This window comes from Planococcus daihaiensis, from assembly GCF_049262615.1.
Taxonomy (GTDB): Bacteria; Bacillota; Bacilli; order Bacillales_A; family Planococcaceae; genus Planococcus.
This window is the reverse complement of record NZ_CP175504.1, coordinates 1,959,053-1,977,679: the sequence shown is the minus strand read 5'-3', so window position 1 is coordinate 1,977,679 and position 18,627 is coordinate 1,959,053. Positions and strand designations below refer to the sequence as shown.

The following is an 18,627-nucleotide window of genomic DNA, read 5'->3' as shown; positions in this document are numbered from 1 at the left end:
CAAATAACAGGACATAAATATCGTTGGTCTTCTGTGACTGAAAAAACCCTCTGCCCGTGAAAAGGCAAAGGGTTCTCCCTATTCTATTGCTTCAATTCCTAATTCTTTCACCGGCAAGAATAACTCGCCACTGTCTGCATAACGAACATTCACTGTATCTCCCACTTCCAAATAGATGGACAGCGGATTGCTTTCAGATGACACAATGTAATTGGTTCCATCTTCGAGCAGGAAAGACACAATTGTATAATCCCCGGTTTTTTCTTTGAACACGCGCTCGACGACACCTGAAGTTTCAGCCTCTGGCGCTTCCGAGTTGCCATCAACGATACTGCCGCCTCTTTGCAGCGCGGTCTGATACAATCGCAATGCCTCATTCGGCGTTTCCGCAAAGACCGAGATTTCGGGATTGGCTGCCGATACGATAAAGTAATTCTGCAGGAACCCGTTGGAATCCAGAACAGGTGTCAGCCAGCTTGCTTCTCCGTAAAAGTTATACAACACCGGCATTTCGCCGGACCATTGTTTTTCAATAAATTGCTTTTCGATAATCTGCAAATTCCCCTGTGAGTCCATATAGGAATCGTCCAAACTCCCCGTAAAGAATGTTGAAGAGCCCGTACGTGCATGGGTCAGCGAATAGCCGAGCATGGAGTCGACGCCTTCTTTTGGACTCGTGAAATCTGTGAAATAAAACATTTCCCCCTGCGCATCAAAAATCGGGCTTACATTCGCTTCCGTTCCCTCATCTGAAGGAAGTTTCACATCTTTCTTGCTGAACTTGCTGTTCAGGAAACCATTTGCAAAATTTCCGAAATAACTGTTCTCAAGACTGACGGATTCCGGGGAAACCGCGCCGTCGATAAAGGCAGGCACTTCTTTAAGCGTATAATTCACGCTTTCTCCCGTCACCGGGTCGACCACTGCAATGCCTGTAACATCAAAACCATTTCTCGCCGAAATGAAATCTCCGTATGAGCGGATGTAATATGGTTTTCCTTCTTCATCGACTTCAAGCTGTGGTGCGCCGTAAAAGACAGCCTGCGGATTTTCGCTGCGCATTTGGCGTTCGATGTTTTTGCCGAAATAAGAAGATGGGGTGTACACCATTTCTGCGTTGATAAACTTCGGATTGGCTGACGCGTCGGTGGCGCTCATTGTAAAATAGCCTGGTGTGGAATCGGCGTTCCACCATTTAAAGAAGCCGGAAAATTCCACCGGTGCGATATAGACATAGTCGTCGTTCACTTTTTGGATCTGAAGGTTGCCGAGTTCATAATAACTTGTGTCCGGCACCTGCCCAAATGCTTTTTTCATTTTATTGCGCGCAAATTGCGGCGGCACACTTGCCGGCGTTTGTGTTTCATCAAAAGCTTCGAGCTCGACTTCCTCGTTCATTTCCACTGATTCGAATTTTTCCGTTGCATTGAACAAAGGTGCTGCCAGCATGTAAGCTGACGCAGCCACTGCCACCACAAGCACCACGGCTTTCGCTTTCTGCTCCATCCCTTCGGAAACCAAAGTTCCGAGAACAGCCGCCACTAACGCAATTGGCCACAGCGACGAAATATTGCGATCCACATTAAAAACATAATAATATATCCCAATAACAATGAATGCCAGGACAAAGACAATGGCAAAGATAACCGCCAGAGCGGAAAACCTTCCTTTTCCTTCATCATCTCCACTCGATTTCCCTGCTGTAAAAGGGGTAATGATTAATGCCGTAACCACGGCACACACTGCGCTAAACAATAAAATACTGCTCATAGTAAAACCTCTCGTCTTCTTTTAAATTTTTCTTATATAAAGTTATACGGTCTCGAGCTCTGAAGGTTTCAAAAAAAAGAGACAGCCTCTTAGCGAGAGGCTGTCTCTTGTGCTGCTCAATCCGTTATGACGGTTTTCTTGGGTGAGCTGAACAATAGCGTAAACACCAGTCCAGCTGTGAATGTAATCAGGCTTACCACCAGGGTCATTGTATCGGATGCAAAACCTGGGAATACGACAAACAGTGAACCCAGGATCAATCCGATGATTGCCGCATACGTCACATAAGTGAAATGTTCGAGCAAATAGCGGATCGCTTTGCTGCTGACGATAAACCCGACCATGACGCCGGTACCGATCGCCAGGACAATGGGAATATTCAAAGTCGACAAAGCATTGATCGCCGTTGTATAAACGCCCAGCAGTAAAAGAATGAACGAGCCGCTGATTCCCGGAAGCAGCATTGCCATAGAAGCAAGCCAGCCGGAGAAAAAGAGGACGAAGAATACCGGAACACTCAATTCTTCAATCGGTGCAATATTATCATTTGTGCCAATAAACGCGGTTGAAGCCAACGCAATTCCGATCAGGACCAGAATGGCGAAATGGCGTTTGGTGAAATTCTGTTTCACTTCAGCCTGTTTCATAATATACGGAATTACCCCTAAAATCAGTCCCATGAAAAAGAACTGAGTCGCTTCATAATGATTATGGAGCAAAAATTCAATGACGCGGCTGAACAGAAGCAATGTAACGCCGATCCCCATCACCAGAGGAATCAGGAAGCCCAGATGCTGTTTCCATTCCCGGCTGAAAAATCCGCTGATTGCTTCCAGCAAGCGATCATAAATCCCTAAGATAAAAGCGATGGTGCCTCCGCTGACGCCGGGTATCAAATCGCTGATGCCCATCAAAATGCCGCGGTATATATTTTTCCATTCCATTTTGCCAATCTCCTCTTTTTAAAAAAATCACAGTTCCAATTATAGCATGCCGCGGGTATATTTCCCGCAGAAATCTACTGATTCCAAAGCGCTATTCCCCTAGAATTCTCTTGGCATCGGCCATGATTTCCCGAATCATTTGGGCTGCCGCCATTTTTTTATTCATCAGCCGCAGCGTCTGCCCTGCCCACAAGGACATAAATTCGCTATCGTTCCGCTTGGCAGCTGCGTTTCGAATATCCCTTGTTACTGTATTATGAGACGGAAACGGCAAAGCTTTGGTTCCCGCATCTTCAAATTCTTTTATAAAGCGATTTTTGATGGCACGTGCCGGACGACCGGAAAAGCTTGTGGTGACGGTTGTCTGTTCTTCCGTCGAATCCACAATCTTTTGCTGATACGCGGGATGCGTTCCCGCTTCTTCAGCAAGCAAAAAACGCGTGCCGATCTGAACAGCACCGGCCCCGAGCGCGAGAGCCGCCACAAGTCCGCGGCCATCCGCAATGCCTCCCGCTGCAATCACTGGGATTTTGACGGCATCCACAATTTGCGGAACGAGGGACATTGTTCCGATCTGGGCACCATTCGGATGATGTTCGAGGGAAAAAGTTCCCCGGTGGCCCCCCGCTTCGCTTCCTTGCGCAACAACAGCATCCACACCTGAGCGCTCAGCCATCTTCGCTTCTTCAACCGTGGTCGCCATGGCGATCGTTTTTATTCTTGCTGACTTCGCAGCTTGCAGCTGTTCGTCATCCAATAATCCAAAAGCCGTGCTGATGACTGGAACGCCCATTTCCAGGCAAATTTCAAATTGCTGCCGGCTCCAATCCGCTGAACTGGTAATCACAGGTTTCTCGATAGCCAGTTCTTTCCGCAAAGGGGCCAATGCGCGCTGTACTTCTTCAAGACGGGAAAGATCGCCTTTATCATTCGATGTGAAAATATTGACCGCGAATGGCTTTCGGCTAGCTGCTTTCACTTCAGCAATGGCCTCCCGCAATGCTTCGGGTTCCAGATAAGCCGCTCCTAAAGTTCCCAGTCCTCCCGCGTTGCTGACTGCTGCAGCCAATTCCGCAGTTGCCGGTCCCCCGGCCATTCCCGCTTGAATAATTGGAAATTCGATTTCGAATAAATGACAAACTTCTGTTTGCAATGAAAGCAATCTGACGTCCTCCCCTCGATTATTTCCTTTATCTCCAGTATCCCCCAGACCGCATCACACATCAACAGGGAACCTTTCTGGCGCTTTTGCGTTTCATATAGTAAGCAAATTCTAGAAAGCGGGGTTTCACATGAAGGGATTCCTTTCATTTTTGGGCATCACTTTAATAACCATTGCATGTGGAGCAATCCTGTTATCCTTTTACGGAAATCCACTTGAAGATTTAAAAAGCCAGGAACGCCAACTGGCTTATCAGGAAATGCGCGCCAATCATTCTGCTCAGGGAGACAGCCAGATGACTGTCAAATTCTCCGCAGAAAACGGCGGCAATGTCTATCAAATTGAAATTGGAAATAGCTGCCCACAGCCTTCCTTTAACGAATAAAAAACCCGGCTCATTTTGGAATGAGCCGGGTTTTATCTATCTTGATTAAACTGCTAAGCGGATTGTAATGCCGGATGGATCACGCGTTTCCCAGTGGCTGTCGCCCTCTGTCACCTGTGCGCCGAGTGTACGAAGGCGCTCAGTAACCTCGCCGCGTTTTGCTTCATTTTCGAAAACCAATGTGTAGAAATCGAGACCAGCCTCATTTTCCGGAAGAGCCGGAATGCCGATGCCGTTCCAGATATTCAACCCGATGTGATGATGGTATTTCTGGTCGGCGAGAAATAATGCCTGGCCGCCCATTGAAGTCACAACTTCAAAACCGAGTCCTTCTGTATAGAAGTTTTGCGCCTCCGCCAAATTCGAAACGTGGAGATGGACATGGCCCATTACGGTGCCCGCTGGCATGCCGCTCCAGTTCTCATTTGCCAGACCGGCTTCTCTCAATATGCCTTCTGCATCGATCGGATCAACGGCCATCGCCACTTCGCCATTGCTCCAGCTCCATTCTTGCGGGTCACGGTCACGATAAATTTCGATGCCGTTGCCTTCAGGGTCGGATAAATAGAGCGCTTCGCTGACCAAGTGATCCGACGAACCGACCCGGATGCCCTGCTGGTGGAGGTGCAGTAAAATTTTCCCCAATTCTTTGCGGTTCGGCAATAGGATCGCCAAATGATATAATCCCGCGTATCGGCCACTTTTCGGTTTCAATCCTTCAGTGGCCGTAAGTCTGATCAGGCTTTTGCCATCTGTGCCCAAGCGAACTTCGTTTGCTGATTCAGAAATCACCTGAAATCCAAGCGTTTCCTGATAGAATTTCTTCATTCCCCCCAAGTTCAACACTTTCAATCCGACTTCATCGGTATAGGTAATAGGCTTTTGATGGAAGTTCATAAAACAGTCCTCATTTCATTAAGTTAGTTACTTTATGTAACAAATTATAGTTTAGTTACTATAAGGTGTCAAGTAACTTAATTCTTTTATAATAGAAGGAAGCTGTGCTATCATATTGGTAAAGGAGTGAGCATTCATGGATACATCCGTTATCTGCCCGCGTTTTGAAACCGCCATTTCCATACTGAGCCAGCGCTGGACAGGATTAATCATCTATCAGCTTCTGTCTGGTCCGCAACGCTTCAGCAAATTGACCGAAGTAATCGGTATCAGTGGACGTCTTCTGTCGGAGCGTCTGAAAAACCTCGAAGCCCAAGGTCTCGTCTCACGTACTGTCTACCCGGAAACTCCTGTCCGCATTGAATACGAACTGACTGAAAAAGGCCGGTCACTGAAACCGGTTATGGATGAAATCCAAAGCTGGTCCCAGGATTGGATCGAAGCGCCCGTTGAAACGAAATAAAGCGGCCCATCTCTTTATTAGATGGCCGCTTTTGTTTTGCCTATATTTAAGACCTCTTCTCCTTCAAAATGTCCCCATAAAAAAACCGTTTGCGCAAAAATGCGCAAACGGCAAGATCATTCCTTCTGTTTTTCCATAATATATTGCAGGCCTGAATAGGCTGAACTGAAAGTCGGGATACTGCCTTCAAGCTGGACGATCGACATTGCCAGCTTCGGACTGATGCCCACCAGAATGCAGGAAGTGCCGATCAGGCTTAAGCTGTCTGTCATCATTTGAATCTGATAGCGTATCTGATTTTCGAATTCTGTAATGCCGCTTAAATCAACCAATACATACTCAACATTTTTATTGGCACATTCAGTCAACACCGTTGCGACGAGCTGATCAGAACGGATTTTATCAAACTCTCCGATCAAGGGAAGTGCAATCGTTTTCTCCCAGATATGCAGCATCGGAATCGATAATTCCTTAATCAGTTTTTCGACACGTTCCTGTTCTTCGGCCTGGGTAGTGACATCCATCAGCATGATGATATAACCGTCAATCCCTTTTTCAGCATTTATGATCGGCGTGATCACAATATCCGTAACAAATTCACCTTGGATATTGATCCGGGCCCGGTGAACATCCCTTAGTTCATCCATCATCGCTCTCTGGTGTTCCGGGACCTTATGAAACAGATCCATGTTTTTTCCGATGAGTTCTTCACAATCATCTATTCCATATAAAGGCGCAACTTCCGTCAGCAGACGGCAAGCTTCGGAGTTCATCCAGGTAATGTTATAAGACGTATCAGCGATCATGATGGTTTCCCCTATATGATCAAGCGCGTTGAGTAATGATATCGTAGTTGGTATCGAACCAATTGCTGCCATATTCCCTTGTACTCCTTCAACATCAAATTATAGAACTTGCTCCATTATGACACACTAACGAGCGCAGCAAAATATCTTCAGCGAAAGTTATTTCCGCCGATTGCCGCTCCCTGTACTGTCTTTTTTTATTGATTGGAGGATGTCGCCAGTCCAGCCTTTGCTTTTCAGGTAATAATATAAGATGGCCGTGGAGACTATAATAATAATGAGGGAAACCAAATAACCGAATGTCCACGTCAATTCCGGCATATGCCGGAAATTCATGCCCCATAACGCGCCGAAAGCCATGACCGGTGTGAATAATGTTGTCAGTACCGTCAGGGTTTTCATGATTTCATTGCCCCGGTAATTGGCAACTACATTTTCCATGTCTACCATATTATTCACTTCGTCTTCATAGGCATTGATCAGCATCCGGATCCGGTCAATCCTTGCAGAAGTCCGGTAATACTCAGGTCCATCGGTGATTTGTTTGCCGAACGTTTCGGGCAAGACCATTTTCATTTCAATAAACCCCAAAATAACGTTTTTCCACAATAATATTTCGTGTCGAATGCTTTCGATTTCGGCTAACGTTTCCTTGTTATTCTCCACTCTGATTTTCCATAACAGGTTGCGCAGCCTCTCCTCAAAACCGTCAATTTTATGCAATAACGAGCCGACCATCGCCCCCAGGAGAATCATCAGCAATTCAACCGGATTCTCCGCGGATTCCATATGCTGCAGAATCTTTTTCTTATCCATGTCTTCATCTTCTTCATAATCCAGCTTATTCGTCAGAAGAATGTCGTTCGACAGGAAAAAGTGAAGTGTGCGCAAATCGCCCTTGTGCTCCGGGCTCTGTCTGTATATTAACGATCCCCAAATCGATTCTTTGCCAGGAGTCGACGTATCGGCGTGCAGTATATTGACGGTCATATCCTTGGATTCATCACGCCAGGAATGCCTGCGGATACTTTCTGGCAGCATATCAATAAATTCAGTTTCTACTTCCGTTTCCTCTTCATGCCACACTGTTTGCTGGAAAGTATATTTCGGCATGGCCATCCTCCTCCAGTGAATCCTCCAGATAACAATCTAAAAAAAGCAAGTCCGCAAAGACTTGCTTCCTCTCAGCTATTAATTTTGGTCCCTGTATTTTTCGTTGGAGTTTTCTTCATACTCCAAATCACGATTCGGCATCGGGTCCATTTCTTTGTCATTTGGTGCATTGCGTCGGGGCTCGACTTCGGGAATCAATTCTTCACCTTCGTGATGTTCTTTATCCTTTTTCATACTTACCCCTCCTCACCGAATTTGTTATTCTTTAAAATACCCGCTTCTTCAATCTTTAACCCTTTACTCCACGGAAACAAAGCCAGTGCGTTCGACCAGTTCCTGCCCTTCTTCCGACAGGATCCAGTCGATGAATGGCTGGACATTCGGGTTATCGGACCCTGCCGTTACGGCATAGAATTCCGCAGCCAAAGGATAATCGCCTGACCGTATTGTATCGATGCTCGGCTCCACCCCGTCAATAGCCAATAATTTGATCTCATCATTTTGGATCATTGCTGTTGAGAAGAAGCGGAATGTGTAGCCTATGGCATTTTTATAGTTTCTGTAACTGGCCACTTCACTGATGATGCCGCCCATCCCGGAGATCATTTCTTCCGTTTCCGGCTCCTCAATCGGCGTGTCTCCCATGAACTTGATGAACGTTGTCTGGCTTCCGCTGTCAACCGGACGCTGAAATGCACGAATTTTGTTGTTGTCGCCGCCAACATTCTTCCAATTTGTAATTCCCCCTGAATAGATGTCTTTAATTTGTTCACTATCCAAGCCATCCACCGGATTGCGCGAGTTGACGAAAAACACAAAAGCTTCCCGGCCGATTGGTGTCATTTCGAATTCGATCCCTTTTGCCTCAGCTGTTTTTAAGTGTCCGCTGGATGGACCGGCTACAAAAATAATGTCGGCTTTGCCTGACAAGAGGTTGTCATACGCCTCGCGTGTCGTAGTCGAAACGACTTCACTTAAATCTATGTCATAAGAAGCATAATGGCCTTTCGGATAAACCGCTTCGGCAAAAGCGGCATACAGCGGATAAAGTGCCGTCGCTCCGTCCAGCGTCGGCAAATCTCCTTCTATTTTAAAACTCGCCGGCGCATCCAGCCGGGTTATTTTATTGCTCATCGTAAAAGGTTCGTATTCATTCAGATCCACTTCCCCATCGAGCTGCGCAAAACTTTGCTTGTAATAATGCGGAATGGAAAATGAAGCTCCGATCAATAAACACAGCGCAATGATCCCGGCAGCAATCACCTTTCCCTTCGGCTTTTTATATAAGTCAATATCCACAAACAGATACAGCAGCCACAGTGATGCTACTCCAGCGATTACCAGTCCGATCAGATGAAAATAACCATTCAACACTACGACCAGCAGTACCGGAACTCCTATAAAAGCAAAATACAGCAGAAAATAAAAAATATTCAGCAGCACTCTCCCAAACATCTCCACACTTCCCATCCCCCATGTTTCATCTCTAATTTTCCAGCAGTGACCTGATCATTTCCGCATCTTTCGGATCAGCCAGATCCAACGAATCCAGTTTGTCCAGCGGTTGCCAGGCAATTTCCCGGATCCATGGATCCCCTTCCCATACGGTAAGCTGTCCCCCAACAACTTCCACCAGGAAATACTGCAATTCCACGGATACGTCCGCATTATCAAAGCTGTCTTTTTTCACACCTGCATTTTTGACAACACGCACCTCGAGACCTGTCACTTCTGAAAATTCACGGATGCAGCTTTCCTCAAGCGTTTCATCCTCTTCCGGAGGCCCAGCCGGCAATCCCCATTTCTTTTCTTCTTCCGGCGGTCCCTGCAATACCATCAAAACTTCGTTCCTGTCATTGAAGCAGACACCAGCTGCACCTTTCCAATTCGCCATTTCCATCAAATCGCTCCCAACTCAATTTTCTTTGCGGTAAAAGTAATTCAATGTCCATTACCGATTCGTTTCCCCTGTCATAAATTCAAGCGCTGCTCTTTTTTTCAAGATACCATATATTTCCGCCTTTTGGGGATTGCCTCCCAAATTTTTTTACATTGAAAAAACCGCCGAAAATTTCTCGGCGGCCGGATATTATTTTGCTTCTTTGGAATACTCACTGTTGAGCAAAATATGATGCGTTGCTTCCGGCATTCCCAGATCACCGGAAAAACCATTTGCCCGGTAAAAGGCATCGGCTGCAGATGAATCGGTCCGCACAACAAGTTCATTGAAATGCCCCTTGCCGAAGTCGACAATCTCTTTCAATAATTTCGTGCCGACTCCCTGCCGGCGCGCGTGTTCAGAAATGTAAAATCTCCGCAGCCTCCCAACACCGCTTTTGTCAGAGTAAGGATCCCTGTTCAACCCGCCGATTGCCACCAATTCGCCGGTATGATCCCACACACCATATAGCACTTCTCCTGCTTTATTGAATGTATTAGTGCCATCTTCGTACTGGTTGACCAGCCGTCTCAGAAACCGGTAGCCTTCCGCTTCGCTTTCTTCCACCAATTTTGAAACATCAATTTTGCTCAAGTCTTCAATCACTTGTATGTTCATCGGCATGCTGCATCCTCCTATGGTCCATATTTTTTCTCATTTAACGGATTCCATTGCTGTGCATCATCGTTCTCTTTCAGTGTATAGAAGTCTGCAGATGATTTCCACTTATTTTCGGAATGTTCCAACAAATTAAACTCATATAAATTATTCATCTATAATTTTCTCCATAAAAAAAGGCCGAGGGAATGGTCACCTCGGCTTTGTAGCTAGTTTATTCTATTCAAGAATTTTGATTGTTACGTTTTTGCGGCCCCATTGTAGAGCTGCATCTCTTGATGGAATGAATACATCAATTTTGTTGCCTTTGATAGCGCCGCCAGTGTCTCCAGCGATTGCTTCTCCGTAACCTTCAACCCATACTTTAGAGCCAAGTGGGATTACTGTAGGGTCTACAGCAATAACTTTTTGGTTCGGGTTCGAACGCAAGTCGATTCCTGTTCTAGTAATACCTGAACAACCAGTGCAATATGCTGTGTAAGCAGTTGCCGATACTGTCATTTCTTTACCGGATTGTGATGATGGAGCCGGTGCAGAAGATTGTGCCGGTGCTGTTGACTGAGCCGGTGCTGATGTTGGTGTTGTAGCTGGTGCTTTTGGTGTTGAAATTGCTTTTCCACCGCTGACTACCAATTTGTCACCAGGATAAATCATGTGGCCTGTGATACCGTTCCAGCTCATTAGCTGATCTAATGAGATCTTGCTGTTTGTTGCGATGCGGTATAGAGTGTCTCCGCTTTTAACTGTATATGTCGATTTCTCTGCTGCTGCTTCTTGTTTTGCTTCCCCTACACTAAGTTCCTGTTTTGGGAAGATAAGATCTGATGAAAGGTCATTCCAACCTTTCAAATCACTTACTGATACATTTTTCTCTTGTGAGATCCCCCACAAAGTATCACCTGATTTGACTGTATACGATGAATCAGCGCTTGCAGTTGTTGCCGCGCCTACACTAAGAGCTGCGATTGCCGTTAGTGTAACGATTTGCTTTTTCATAAATGAAATTCCTCCTTTTCACTAACACAAGACACACTATAACATCCCAACATTTCAGGACAATGACAAAACGACGGTTGTAATTTAACAATTACGTTACGTGAAAGTGCATTTTATTACAGATTGTAATATAACTATTTATTATGACTTCAAGATTAAAAACCGTAAAAATTGTCGATATGTCCTCGTCTTTTGGATTTGTCTCAGCCCAGAAGAATAAAGGAATGTAGACAATAAAAAAAAGCATTTCCGCGTGGCTCGCGGAAATGCTTTTTATTATTTGAATACGCTTGTGCTGTGAAGCGGTTGAATTTTGGATTTGGGATCGAGATAGGCTTTTGCGTTATTGATGGCAGTCGGCGCTTCACCGAAGCCAACAGCGATCAATTTCACTTTTCCTTCGTATGTGGCAACATCACCTGCGGCATAAATGCCTTCGATGCTTGTTTCCATTTTCGAATTGACGACAACAGAGTTTTTCTCCATCTCAAGCCCCCACTCTTTCAATGGTCCAAGAGATGTAATATTTCCGTAATTGACGACAACATGGTCGGCTTCCAGTCTTTCTTCGTTGCCTTCCTTATCAATCAGCACCAATTCCCGAATCTGGCCGTTTTCTCCAACCAATTCCTGGACGCCATATGGTTTCATGACGTCAACAGTCGAAGCGACCATCGTATCAACATTGGCTTCGTGTGCCGTCATTTTTTCACGGCGGTGGCTCAATGTTACATGATCCGCTACATTTTCCAGCATCATTGCCCAGTCCACTGCAGAATCTCCTCCACCGAGAACGACAACTTTCTTGCCGCTGAACATCGTCAGATCTTTCACGCCGTAATGCAGTGACTTTCCTTCAAACTCTTCGGTGCCTTGCACTGCCAGTTTGCGTGGCTGGAAAGCGCCGACTCCCGCAGTCAATAGGATCGTTTTTGAATAATGTTCCCCTTTATCGGTGCGGATGACAAAGTGATCGCCGTGGCGCTCCGCCGCTGACACTGTTTCTTCCAAACAAATTGTCGGATCGCCGTAATTGGCTTGTACCGTCAGATTGTCTACAAGATCTTTCGCCAGCACTTTCGGGAATCCGCCGACATCGTAGATATATTTATCAGGATAAAGTTCTGTCAACTGTCCGCCAAGCTGTGGCAGGCTGTCCAAAATCTTAACCTTCATCTTTCGCATTCCGCCGTAAAAGGAAGCAAACAAGCCTGTAGGCCCGCCGCCGATAATTGTAATATCAAAGATTTCGCGTTCTTCCATTTAAAACACTCCCATTAGTATCAATATTTATATCCTATCATATTTTATCCTATTTCACGCTATTGGACTATTGGCTGAAATTGATCATTTATTGAATTAATAACCACTAAATAGAGGAATATTCAGAATTCCAGAACTCATAAACTGCAATATACTTCACCTTTCGGTAAACTGAATGTTGTGGATAAGATGGAAAGGGTGAATTGGTATGGATTTAGGATTGATGGATAAAGTAGTAGCGGTAATGGCTTCAAGTAAAGGTCTTGGAAAAGCGACAGCGCTGGAGTTTGCAAAAGAAGGCGCGATTGTTTTCATTTCCAGCCGCAGCGAAGAAAAACTCAAGACGACGGCGGAAGAAATCAAAAAGGTATCCCAGAATGACCAGGTATTTTACAAAACATGTGATATGACAAACGACCAGGATATTGCGGATTTCTTTGCTTTTGTTAAGGATAAGGCAGGCCGCGTCGATGTATTGGTCAACAATACCGGTGGGCCAAAAGCAGGTGGTTTTAATGACGTAACAGATGAAGATTGGTACACCGCTTTCGATCAGAATCTGCTTAGCTACATCCGCTCTTCGCGAGCCGTTCTTCCTTATATGAAGGAACAGCAATTCGGACGCATCATCAATATTTCTTCATCATCTGTTAAGGAAGTGCTCGACGGGTTGATCCTGTCAAACACGTTCCGTATGGGCATGGTCGGATTTGCGAAGACTTTGGCACGCGAAGTCGCTGGCGATAATATCATGGTCAACACAATTGGACCCGGTAAAATTGCGACGGACCGGGTTGCTGAACTCAATCAGATCGCCGCAGATAAACAGAATCTGACGGTTAAGCAAGTGCTCGAAAATACGGAAAAACAGATTCCACGTGGGCGCATGGGGCACCCGGAAGAATTTGCGAAAATCGTTGTTTTCCTTGCGTCTTCTGCCAACTCTTACATGACCGGACAATCACTCGTCATCGACGGCGGATTGCTGAAAGCGTTGTAAACCGGCAAATCATTATACACAGCCTCTTATAATCGCTATACTTGAGAATGAACAAACCGAAAAGGAGATGTTTTAATATGGCGAAAAAAGGCCACATCCACATGGAAAACGGCGAAATTATCGAATTCGAACTTTTCCCGAAAGAAGCACCGAACACAGCAGCAAACTTTGAGGAACTGGCAAACTCCGGTTTCTATAACGATGTAACATTCCACCGCGTCATTCCAGGCTTCGTCAGCCAAGGCGGCGACCCAACAGGAACTGGCGCTGGCGGCAGCGGCAAAACGATCAAATGTGAAACTGAAGGCAACCCGCATAAACACCAGGCTGGAAGTCTTTCAATGGCACATGCAGGTAAAGACACTGGCTCAAGCCAATTCTTTATCGTTCATGCACCACAGCCGCACCTTGACGGCGTTCATACAGTTTTCGGCCAGGTAACTTCAGGTCTTGAAACTGCTAAAGCGATGAAAAACGGCGACAAAATGACGAAAGTCCACGTTTTCGACGAAGAGTAGAAAAGCGACGGCGCCCGTTAAGGCCGCTGGAGTCTAGACACTGAAATGCAAAAATCCTTACCGGAATTTTTCCGGTAAGGATTTTTTTTGGTTAAAGTACTTTACTCAAGAATGCTTTTGTCCGTTCGTGCTGTGGGTTGCCGAACAGTTCTTTTGGAACGTTCTCTTCCACAATATAACCGCCGTCGATGAACAAGACGCGGTCACCCATTTCAGCAGCAAAGCCCATTTCATGTGTTACAACGACCATTGTCATGCCTTCGCGGGCAAGCTGTTTCATAACATCGAGCACATCCCCTACCATTTCCGGGTCCAGAGCTGAAGTCGGTTCGTCGAACAACATGATTTTCGGGTCCATGGCAAGCGCGCGCGCAATGGCTACACGCTGTTTCTGACCGCCTGAAAGTTCACCAGGATATGCCTGTGCCTTCTCACGCAAGCCTACTTTGTCGAGCAATTCATACGCTTTTTTCTCGGCAGCAGCCTTGTCTAAATTTTTCAGCTTCATCGGAGCCAGCGTCACATTCTGCATGACGGTCTTATGCGGAAAGAGGTTGAATTGCTGGAACACCATACCGACTTCCTGACGGATTTTATTGATATCATTTTTCGGATCTGTAATGTCTGTTCCTTCGATGTACACATGGCCGCCTGTAATTTCTTCCAAACGATTGAGGCAGCGCAGAAATGTACTTTTGCCTGAACCCGAAGGTCCGATTACGCAAATTACTTCTTTTTCTTCGACTGTCGTACTCATATCTTTTAAAACTTCCAGATCACCGAAAGATTTCTTTAAGTTTTCAACTCGGATCATAGTCATCGAAGTACAAACTTCCTTTCTATAAAGCTAGCCAGCATCGACAGCAAGTAGATGACGATGAAATAAATAACGCCAAGAATCAAATAAATATTGAACGCGTCAAATGTTTGGCTTGCCTGGATCTTCCCTTCCTGTGTCAAATCCGCAACTCCGATGACCGATAGGAGCGATGTATCTTTCAATGAAATAATCGCCTGGTTGGTAATAGTCGGGAGCATTCTGCGGAAAGCCTGCGGCAAAACGATATAACGCATATTTTGGCTGGACTTCAGACCGAGCGAACGCGCAGCTTCCGTCTGCCCTTTATCGATCGATTGAATTCCCGCACGGATAATCTCAGAGAAATACGCCCCGGCATTAATTGCTACTGTAACAATCCCGGCCGTTGTATTGCTCATCGAAAAATATTCCAATGAATTCAGCCCGAAATAAATAAAGAACAATTGCACAATGAATGGTGTTCCCCTGATAGCATCGACGAAGATTTTGGCAATCCAGTTTAATACTCTGAAAGGCGAAAGCCGGAACAATGCAACGACTAAACCAATAAGGAAGCCCAGTATGATTGCAATGATGAATATGTAAAGTGTGACTTGCAAGCCTTCCATTAAATACGGTAAGGCATTTCTAATGTTCTCCATCCTCACGTCTCCTTTAATGAAAAATGCAGCGCGCATAAGCGCGCTGCATCAGAATTCTTATTCTGCGATGTATTTGTTCAAAATTTCATCGTAATCTCCATTGTCGCGTAATTCCTGAAGTCCTGTATTTATTTTTTCAAGTAAATCAGCATTTTCACCTTTTAATACAGCAATTCCGTACTCGTCACCAGTTAAACGGTCACCGACTACTTTTAAATCAAGGTCACTTTCGGCAATTGCGTATGCGATAACCGGATAATCTTCAAACAACACGTCTGCGTTGCCGTTTGAAACTTCCTGGAACATTGCCGGGCTGTCATCAAGCTGAGTGATTTCAAATCCATACTCATCCTGATTTTCACGGGCAAAATCGGCTCCCGTCGTTCCGCTCTTCACTACAACAGTTTTGCCTTCCAGGTCTTCCAATGATGTGATGTCGTTATTATCCGCACCGACAACAAGTGAAATCCCAGCTTCGAAATAAGGATCAGAAAAATCAACAATTTCTTTACGATCTTCTGTAATACTCATGCCTGCGATGGCGACATCCAATTGGCCCGCTTGCATAGCCGGAATGATTCCGCCAAAGTCCATTGCGCTGAATTCAATATCAAAGCCTTGATTGTCAGCAATCGCATTGATCAAATCAATATCGATTCCTGTGTACTCGCCATCTTCTTCAAATTCAAATGGTGGATATGTTGTGTCAATTCCGACTGTATAAGTTTCCCCTTCGCTGCCTTCGCCGCTGTCTCCGCCTGTAGAACCCTCATCATCAGACCCGCATGCCGCGATGAACAACGTCATTGCTAAAAGCATTAGAATAAAACTGAATTTCTTCATTGTATTTCCCCCTTTGTATAAATTGATTACCTTTCTAATATATCACAATATTCTAAAGCTTAATAAGGAAATCTTAATCCCCTAAATTTCAGTCGGTATTTTCAGCAACTTCCCGCTTCTTCCGCAACCTGAGAAACAGCCGGAAATTATGGATTAATGTCTTCAATACCGCGTAAGTCGGAATGGCAATCAACAACCCGATAAAGCCATAAAGGGCTGCTGCAATCATCAATAACAGGATGATCGTCAATGGATGAATATTCAACCGGTTGCCCATAATATTCGGTGTGACGAGATTGCCCTCCAATTGCTGGACAACCACCAAAACGATCACGACTTTGATGGCCATAAAAGGCTCGCCGCTGACCAGCGCCACGAATAGCGCCGGAATAATTCCGATAATCGGCCCCAAAAACGGAATGATGATCAAAAACATCGCGAAAATCGCCAGGGTCAACGCATAATCCAGCCCAATGATGACGTAGCCGATAAACATCAGCACGCCGACCGTTATTGCCACAAGTGCCTGGCCGATAATATAAGATGCCAATGTCGCATCCAGATCCTTCAATAATTTCCGCCCTTCCGGCTTCCGTTCTTCCGAAAGGTATTTCGTAATATGCGGGATCAACTTTTCGTCATCTTTCAATAAGAAGAAAAGGATGAATGGCACAACGATGATGACGATTGCAATATTCACGACGGCGGAAAGAATGCTGGCAATATTATCGATCAGGCCATCTGAAGCGGATTGGAAATATGATACAGCCCGCGAACGGATCTCCCAGCCCTGAATCCCCATAAATTCAAAACTGGCCATTGCGGTTTCGGATTCTTCTGTGACTTCCTCCACCTTTTCCGGTGCCAACTCAAGAAAACCTTCCACTTGCGTTTTAACCGTTGGCCCGAAGAAATAAAAAGCGGATGATAGAATGATTGCAATTACGGTAAACACAATGGCAATGCCCGCCAGTTTCGGTACAAAACGCCGGAGCAGCTGGACAAAAGGGCGCAGCAGATAATAAAATAGCCCCCCCACTAAAATGGGTGCAAACAATGTGGCAATGATGACTTTAAACGGCCACAGCGCGTAATCAATCTTCCCAAGAAAAAATATAATGATCAATATCAGTATTGCGGCTGTCGCATATTCAAAAAACGGCTTTCTGATCCACAAATAACTTCTCTCCCCTCATTAAATAAATCCGGCAAAAAGAGCGAAAGCAAGACTTCTCTCAACTTTCGCTCCAAGAATTCGTTTCTTATTAGTCTTTGTCCAATTCTTCCATTTCCCTGTGTGTTTGTGGGAATGCATTGGCCTGCCATTCATCCCGGTAAGCCGAATCCAATTGACTCAATCCTTTTTCTGCAGAATCTACGTCAGCCTCCACACTTTCACGGTGATCTATTCCTGAACTGCTATACATGCTTACATCTTTCGCCAGTGCTTCATTTTTTGCTTTTTCCTGATAAGCTTTATAAACAAATATTCCTGCAATTGCCGCAAAGGCACTGCTCCATACTGTAATCATTGATGATTTCTTCATCGAATCCCTCCAAAATAGATACTAATTTAACGCCATATAATTGTGTATACCCTGAAAATAACTTTTTAACTAGAAAACATTAAGATTTTTCATTCCAATTGAAATTTCATCTTCTATTGAACTTGCGGAATCGTTTCAAGCTGCTCCATTAGTTTTGTGGCAACGCCTTTGGCAGAAGCCGGATTCTGTCCGGTTACGAGCCGCCCCGACAAGACCGTGCAGGCGCCCATAGGTACAGAAGCCTTTTTATAAAGGCCGCCGCGCTCTTTCAGGACCCGCTCCAGTGAAAATGGAATATGCTTGAACATCCCCAATGATTTCTCTTCCGTATCCGAAAATCCGGTGACGACATGTCCGGAAATCAGCAATCGGCCGTTCGAAAGCCGTACATTCTGAAGGCCGCTCTGTCCGTGGCAGACAGCCGACACATAGCCGCCCTGTTCATAAATGTCCCGCGTCAATCCCTGCAGTTCTGCGTTATCCGGAAAATCCATCATCGTCCCGTGTCCGCCTGTAAAATAAATCGCGGCATAATCTTCTGCGTTCACCTGCTCGGGAACCAAAGGTTTTTTCAGCTGCACCATCAAATCATCATCCATATAATATTGCCGTGTCTGTTTATGTGTAAAAACCGCAAGCAGGCTTCTCGGATCAATCGGCACTCTGCTCGGAGCCGTACTGACAATATCCACCGCGTATCGGTCTTTGACTTCATGGTAAAAATCCGTAAGCTCGCTGAGCCACAACCCTGTCTTTTTACCGTTTTTACCAAGCCTCGAATTATTCGTGACGACGATTAAAATTTTCTCCATGCCAATCCCCTTTCAGCTAACTGCCGTATTTTTTACATTATTCCCCGTTGAAAGAAGTTTACTCCTTCGCTGAAAATGAAAAACGACAGG

The 18,627-nt window shown here is 45.3% G+C and carries 22 protein-coding genes; 4 read left to right on the top strand and 18 right to left on the bottom strand.

Annotation, left to right across the window (positions count from 1 at the left end):
• Window positions 1–78: 78 nt before the first annotated feature.
• From DHX103_RS09680 to DHX103_RS09670, 3 genes are all read right to left on the bottom strand, one after another.
• On the bottom strand, window positions 79–1,770 hold the full coding sequence (locus DHX103_RS09680) for a hypothetical protein (protein ID WP_422122089.1): 1,692 nt from the start codon (window positions 1,768–1,770) through the stop codon (window positions 79–81).
• A 116-nt stretch (window positions 1,771–1,886) separates the two neighbouring features.
• Window positions 1,887–2,714: a DUF368 domain-containing protein gene (locus DHX103_RS09675; RefSeq protein ID WP_422122088.1), complete on the bottom strand. Its 828-nt coding sequence runs from the start codon at window positions 2,712–2,714 to the stop codon at window positions 1,887–1,889.
• Window positions 2,715–2,805: 91 nt separating this feature from the next.
• Window positions 2,806–3,876 (bottom strand): NAD(P)H-dependent flavin oxidoreductase, encoded by a 1,071-nt coding sequence (locus DHX103_RS09670; RefSeq protein WP_422122087.1) that lies wholly within the window; start codon window positions 3,874–3,876, stop codon window positions 2,806–2,808.
• 130 nt (window positions 3,877–4,006) lie between these two features.
• Between DHX103_RS09670 and DHX103_RS09665 the strand changes: the two genes are divergently transcribed.
• Window positions 4,007–4,261 (top strand): hypothetical protein, encoded by a 255-nt coding sequence (locus DHX103_RS09665; protein ID WP_422122086.1) that lies wholly within the window; start codon window positions 4,007–4,009, stop codon window positions 4,259–4,261.
• A 45-nt stretch (window positions 4,262–4,306) separates the two neighbouring features.
• On the opposite strand, the gene DHX103_RS09660 is transcribed toward DHX103_RS09665, so the two are convergent.
• A complete protein-coding gene (locus DHX103_RS09660; protein ID WP_422122085.1) occupies window positions 4,307–5,158 on the bottom strand; it encodes a VOC family protein in 852 nt (283 codons plus the stop codon).
• A 136-nt stretch (window positions 5,159–5,294) separates the two neighbouring features.
• On the opposite strand from DHX103_RS09660, the gene DHX103_RS09655 reads away from it, so the two are divergent.
• Window positions 5,295–5,621 carry a winged helix-turn-helix transcriptional regulator gene (locus tag DHX103_RS09655; protein ID WP_422122084.1) on the top strand — a complete coding sequence of 109 codons (327 nt, stop codon included), beginning with the start codon at window positions 5,295–5,297 and terminating at the stop codon, window positions 5,619–5,621.
• Window positions 5,622–5,737: 116 nt separating this feature from the next.
• Here the strand turns inward: DHX103_RS09655 and DHX103_RS09650 are convergent, their stop codons facing one another.
• The 8 genes from DHX103_RS09650 to DHX103_RS09615 all read right to left on the bottom strand — a co-directional run bounded on the left by DHX103_RS09650 (window position 5,738) and on the right by DHX103_RS09615 (window position 12,356).
• A complete protein-coding gene (locus DHX103_RS09650) occupies window positions 5,738–6,499 on the bottom strand; it encodes an STAS domain-containing protein (RefSeq protein ID WP_422122083.1) in 762 nt (253 codons plus the stop codon).
• 87 nt (window positions 6,500–6,586) lie between these two features.
• A complete protein-coding gene (locus DHX103_RS09645; RefSeq protein WP_422122082.1) occupies window positions 6,587–7,540 on the bottom strand; it encodes a magnesium transporter CorA family protein in 954 nt (317 codons plus the stop codon).
• A 78-nt stretch (window positions 7,541–7,618) separates the two neighbouring features.
• Entirely contained in the window at window positions 7,619–7,774 is a 156-nt protein-coding gene (locus tag DHX103_RS09640) for a hypothetical protein (RefSeq protein WP_422122081.1), read from the bottom strand.
• Between the two features lie 63 nt (window positions 7,775–7,837).
• Window positions 7,838–8,995, bottom strand: a complete 1,158-nt coding sequence (locus tag DHX103_RS09635; protein WP_422124749.1) for a PstS family phosphate ABC transporter substrate-binding protein — start codon at window positions 8,993–8,995, stop codon at window positions 7,838–7,840.
• A gap of 31 nt (window positions 8,996–9,026) precedes the next feature.
• The gene (locus DHX103_RS09630) at window positions 9,027–9,440 is read right to left on the bottom strand and encodes an NUDIX hydrolase (RefSeq protein ID WP_422122080.1); all 414 of its coding nucleotides are present in this window, start codon (window positions 9,438–9,440) and stop codon (window positions 9,027–9,029) included.
• A 189-nt stretch (window positions 9,441–9,629) separates the two neighbouring features.
• Window positions 9,630–10,103 (bottom strand): GNAT family N-acetyltransferase, encoded by a 474-nt coding sequence (locus DHX103_RS09625; RefSeq protein ID WP_422122079.1) that lies wholly within the window; start codon window positions 10,101–10,103, stop codon window positions 9,630–9,632.
• Between the two features lie 213 nt (window positions 10,104–10,316).
• Entirely contained in the window at window positions 10,317–11,093 is a 777-nt protein-coding gene (locus DHX103_RS09620) for a LysM peptidoglycan-binding domain-containing protein (protein WP_422122078.1), read from the bottom strand.
• A gap of 276 nt (window positions 11,094–11,369) precedes the next feature.
• Entirely contained in the window at window positions 11,370–12,356 is a 987-nt protein-coding gene (locus tag DHX103_RS09615) for an NAD(P)/FAD-dependent oxidoreductase (RefSeq protein ID WP_422122077.1), read from the bottom strand.
• 208 nt (window positions 12,357–12,564) lie between these two features.
• On the opposite strand from DHX103_RS09615, the gene DHX103_RS09610 reads away from it, so the two are divergent.
• Window positions 12,565–13,356 carry an SDR family oxidoreductase gene (locus DHX103_RS09610; protein WP_422122076.1) on the top strand — a complete coding sequence of 264 codons (792 nt, stop codon included), beginning with the start codon at window positions 12,565–12,567 and terminating at the stop codon, window positions 13,354–13,356.
• Window positions 13,357–13,433: 77 nt separating this feature from the next.
• Window positions 13,434–13,874 (top strand): peptidylprolyl isomerase, encoded by a 441-nt coding sequence (locus DHX103_RS09605; protein ID WP_422122075.1) that lies wholly within the window; start codon window positions 13,434–13,436, stop codon window positions 13,872–13,874.
• Between the two features lie 91 nt (window positions 13,875–13,965).
• Here the strand turns inward: DHX103_RS09605 and DHX103_RS09600 are convergent, their stop codons facing one another.
• The 6 genes from DHX103_RS09600 to DHX103_RS09575 form a co-directional block, all read right to left on the bottom strand.
• A complete protein-coding gene (locus tag DHX103_RS09600) occupies window positions 13,966–14,694 on the bottom strand; it encodes an amino acid ABC transporter ATP-binding protein (protein WP_422122074.1) in 729 nt (242 codons plus the stop codon).
• Complete coding sequence (locus DHX103_RS09595) at window positions 14,691–15,335, bottom strand: amino acid ABC transporter permease (protein WP_422122073.1); 645 nt, start codon at window positions 15,333–15,335, stop codon at window positions 14,691–14,693. Before DHX103_RS09595 ends, DHX103_RS09600 begins: the two co-directional genes overlap by 4 nt.
• A 57-nt stretch (window positions 15,336–15,392) precedes the next feature.
• Window positions 15,393–16,178 (bottom strand): transporter substrate-binding domain-containing protein, encoded by a 786-nt coding sequence (locus DHX103_RS09590; protein WP_422122072.1) that lies wholly within the window; start codon window positions 16,176–16,178, stop codon window positions 15,393–15,395.
• A gap of 88 nt (window positions 16,179–16,266) precedes the next feature.
• Entirely contained in the window at window positions 16,267–17,355 is a 1,089-nt protein-coding gene (locus tag DHX103_RS09585) for an AI-2E family transporter (RefSeq protein WP_422122071.1), read from the bottom strand.
• Between the two features lie 88 nt (window positions 17,356–17,443).
• Window positions 17,444–17,725 (bottom strand): hypothetical protein, encoded by a 282-nt coding sequence (locus DHX103_RS09580; RefSeq protein ID WP_422122070.1) that lies wholly within the window; start codon window positions 17,723–17,725, stop codon window positions 17,444–17,446.
• Window positions 17,726–17,838: 113 nt separating this feature from the next.
• Window positions 17,839–18,537, bottom strand: coding sequence for a type 1 glutamine amidotransferase domain-containing protein (locus DHX103_RS09575; protein ID WP_422122069.1), 699 nt, complete (start codon window positions 18,535–18,537; stop codon window positions 17,839–17,841).
• Window positions 18,538–18,627: the final 90 nt, after the last annotated feature.

What these genes read in the sequence shown, in the direction of transcription:
- DHX103_RS09680 (WP_422122089.1), bottom strand. Translation starts at nt 1,770, where the DNA reads ATGAGCAGTATTTTATTGTTTAGCGCAGTGTGTGCCGTGGTTACGGCA.
- DHX103_RS09675 (WP_422122088.1), bottom strand. Translation starts at nt 2,714, where the DNA reads ATGGAATGGAAAAATATATACCGCGGCATTTTGATGGGCATCAGCGAT.
- DHX103_RS09665 (WP_422122086.1), top strand. Translation starts at nt 4,007, where the DNA reads ATGAAGGGATTCCTTTCATTTTTGGGCATCACTTTAATAACCATTGCA.
- DHX103_RS09660 (WP_422122085.1), bottom strand. Translation starts at nt 5,158, where the DNA reads ATGAACTTCCATCAAAAGCCTATTACCTATACCGATGAAGTCGGATTG.
- DHX103_RS09655 (WP_422122084.1), top strand. Translation starts at nt 5,295, where the DNA reads ATGGATACATCCGTTATCTGCCCGCGTTTTGAAACCGCCATTTCCATA.
- DHX103_RS09650 (WP_422122083.1), bottom strand. Translation starts at nt 6,499, where the DNA reads ATGGCAGCAATTGGTTCGATACCAACTACGATATCATTACTCAACGCG.
- DHX103_RS09645 (WP_422122082.1), bottom strand. Translation starts at nt 7,540, where the DNA reads ATGCCGAAATATACTTTCCAGCAAACAGTGTGGCATGAAGAGGAAACG.
- DHX103_RS09640 (WP_422122081.1), bottom strand. Translation starts at nt 7,774, where the DNA reads ATGAAAAAGGATAAAGAACATCACGAAGGTGAAGAATTGATTCCCGAA.
- DHX103_RS09635 (WP_422124749.1), bottom strand. Translation starts at nt 8,995, where the DNA reads ATGTTTGGGAGAGTGCTGCTGAATATTTTTTATTTTCTGCTGTATTTT.
- DHX103_RS09630 (WP_422122080.1), bottom strand. Translation starts at nt 9,440, where the DNA reads ATGGAAATGGCGAATTGGAAAGGTGCAGCTGGTGTCTGCTTCAATGAC.
- DHX103_RS09625 (WP_422122079.1), bottom strand. Translation starts at nt 10,103, where the DNA reads ATGCCGATGAACATACAAGTGATTGAAGACTTGAGCAAAATTGATGTT.
- DHX103_RS09620 (WP_422122078.1), bottom strand. Translation starts at nt 11,093, where the DNA reads ATGAAAAAGCAAATCGTTACACTAACGGCAATCGCAGCTCTTAGTGTA.
- DHX103_RS09615 (WP_422122077.1), bottom strand. Translation starts at nt 12,356, where the DNA reads ATGGAAGAACGCGAAATCTTTGATATTACAATTATCGGCGGCGGGCCT.
- DHX103_RS09610 (WP_422122076.1), top strand. Translation starts at nt 12,565, where the DNA reads ATGGATTTAGGATTGATGGATAAAGTAGTAGCGGTAATGGCTTCAAGT.
- DHX103_RS09605 (WP_422122075.1), top strand. Translation starts at nt 13,434, where the DNA reads ATGGCGAAAAAAGGCCACATCCACATGGAAAACGGCGAAATTATCGAA.
- DHX103_RS09600 (WP_422122074.1), bottom strand. Translation starts at nt 14,694, where the DNA reads ATGACTATGATCCGAGTTGAAAACTTAAAGAAATCTTTCGGTGATCTG.
- DHX103_RS09595 (WP_422122073.1), bottom strand. Translation starts at nt 15,335, where the DNA reads ATGGAGAACATTAGAAATGCCTTACCGTATTTAATGGAAGGCTTGCAA.
- DHX103_RS09590 (WP_422122072.1), bottom strand. Translation starts at nt 16,178, where the DNA reads ATGAAGAAATTCAGTTTTATTCTAATGCTTTTAGCAATGACGTTGTTC.
- DHX103_RS09580 (WP_422122070.1), bottom strand. Translation starts at nt 17,725, where the DNA reads ATGAAGAAATCATCAATGATTACAGTATGGAGCAGTGCCTTTGCGGCA.
- DHX103_RS09575 (WP_422122069.1), bottom strand. Translation starts at nt 18,537, where the DNA reads ATGGAGAAAATTTTAATCGTCGTCACGAATAATTCGAGGCTTGGTAAA.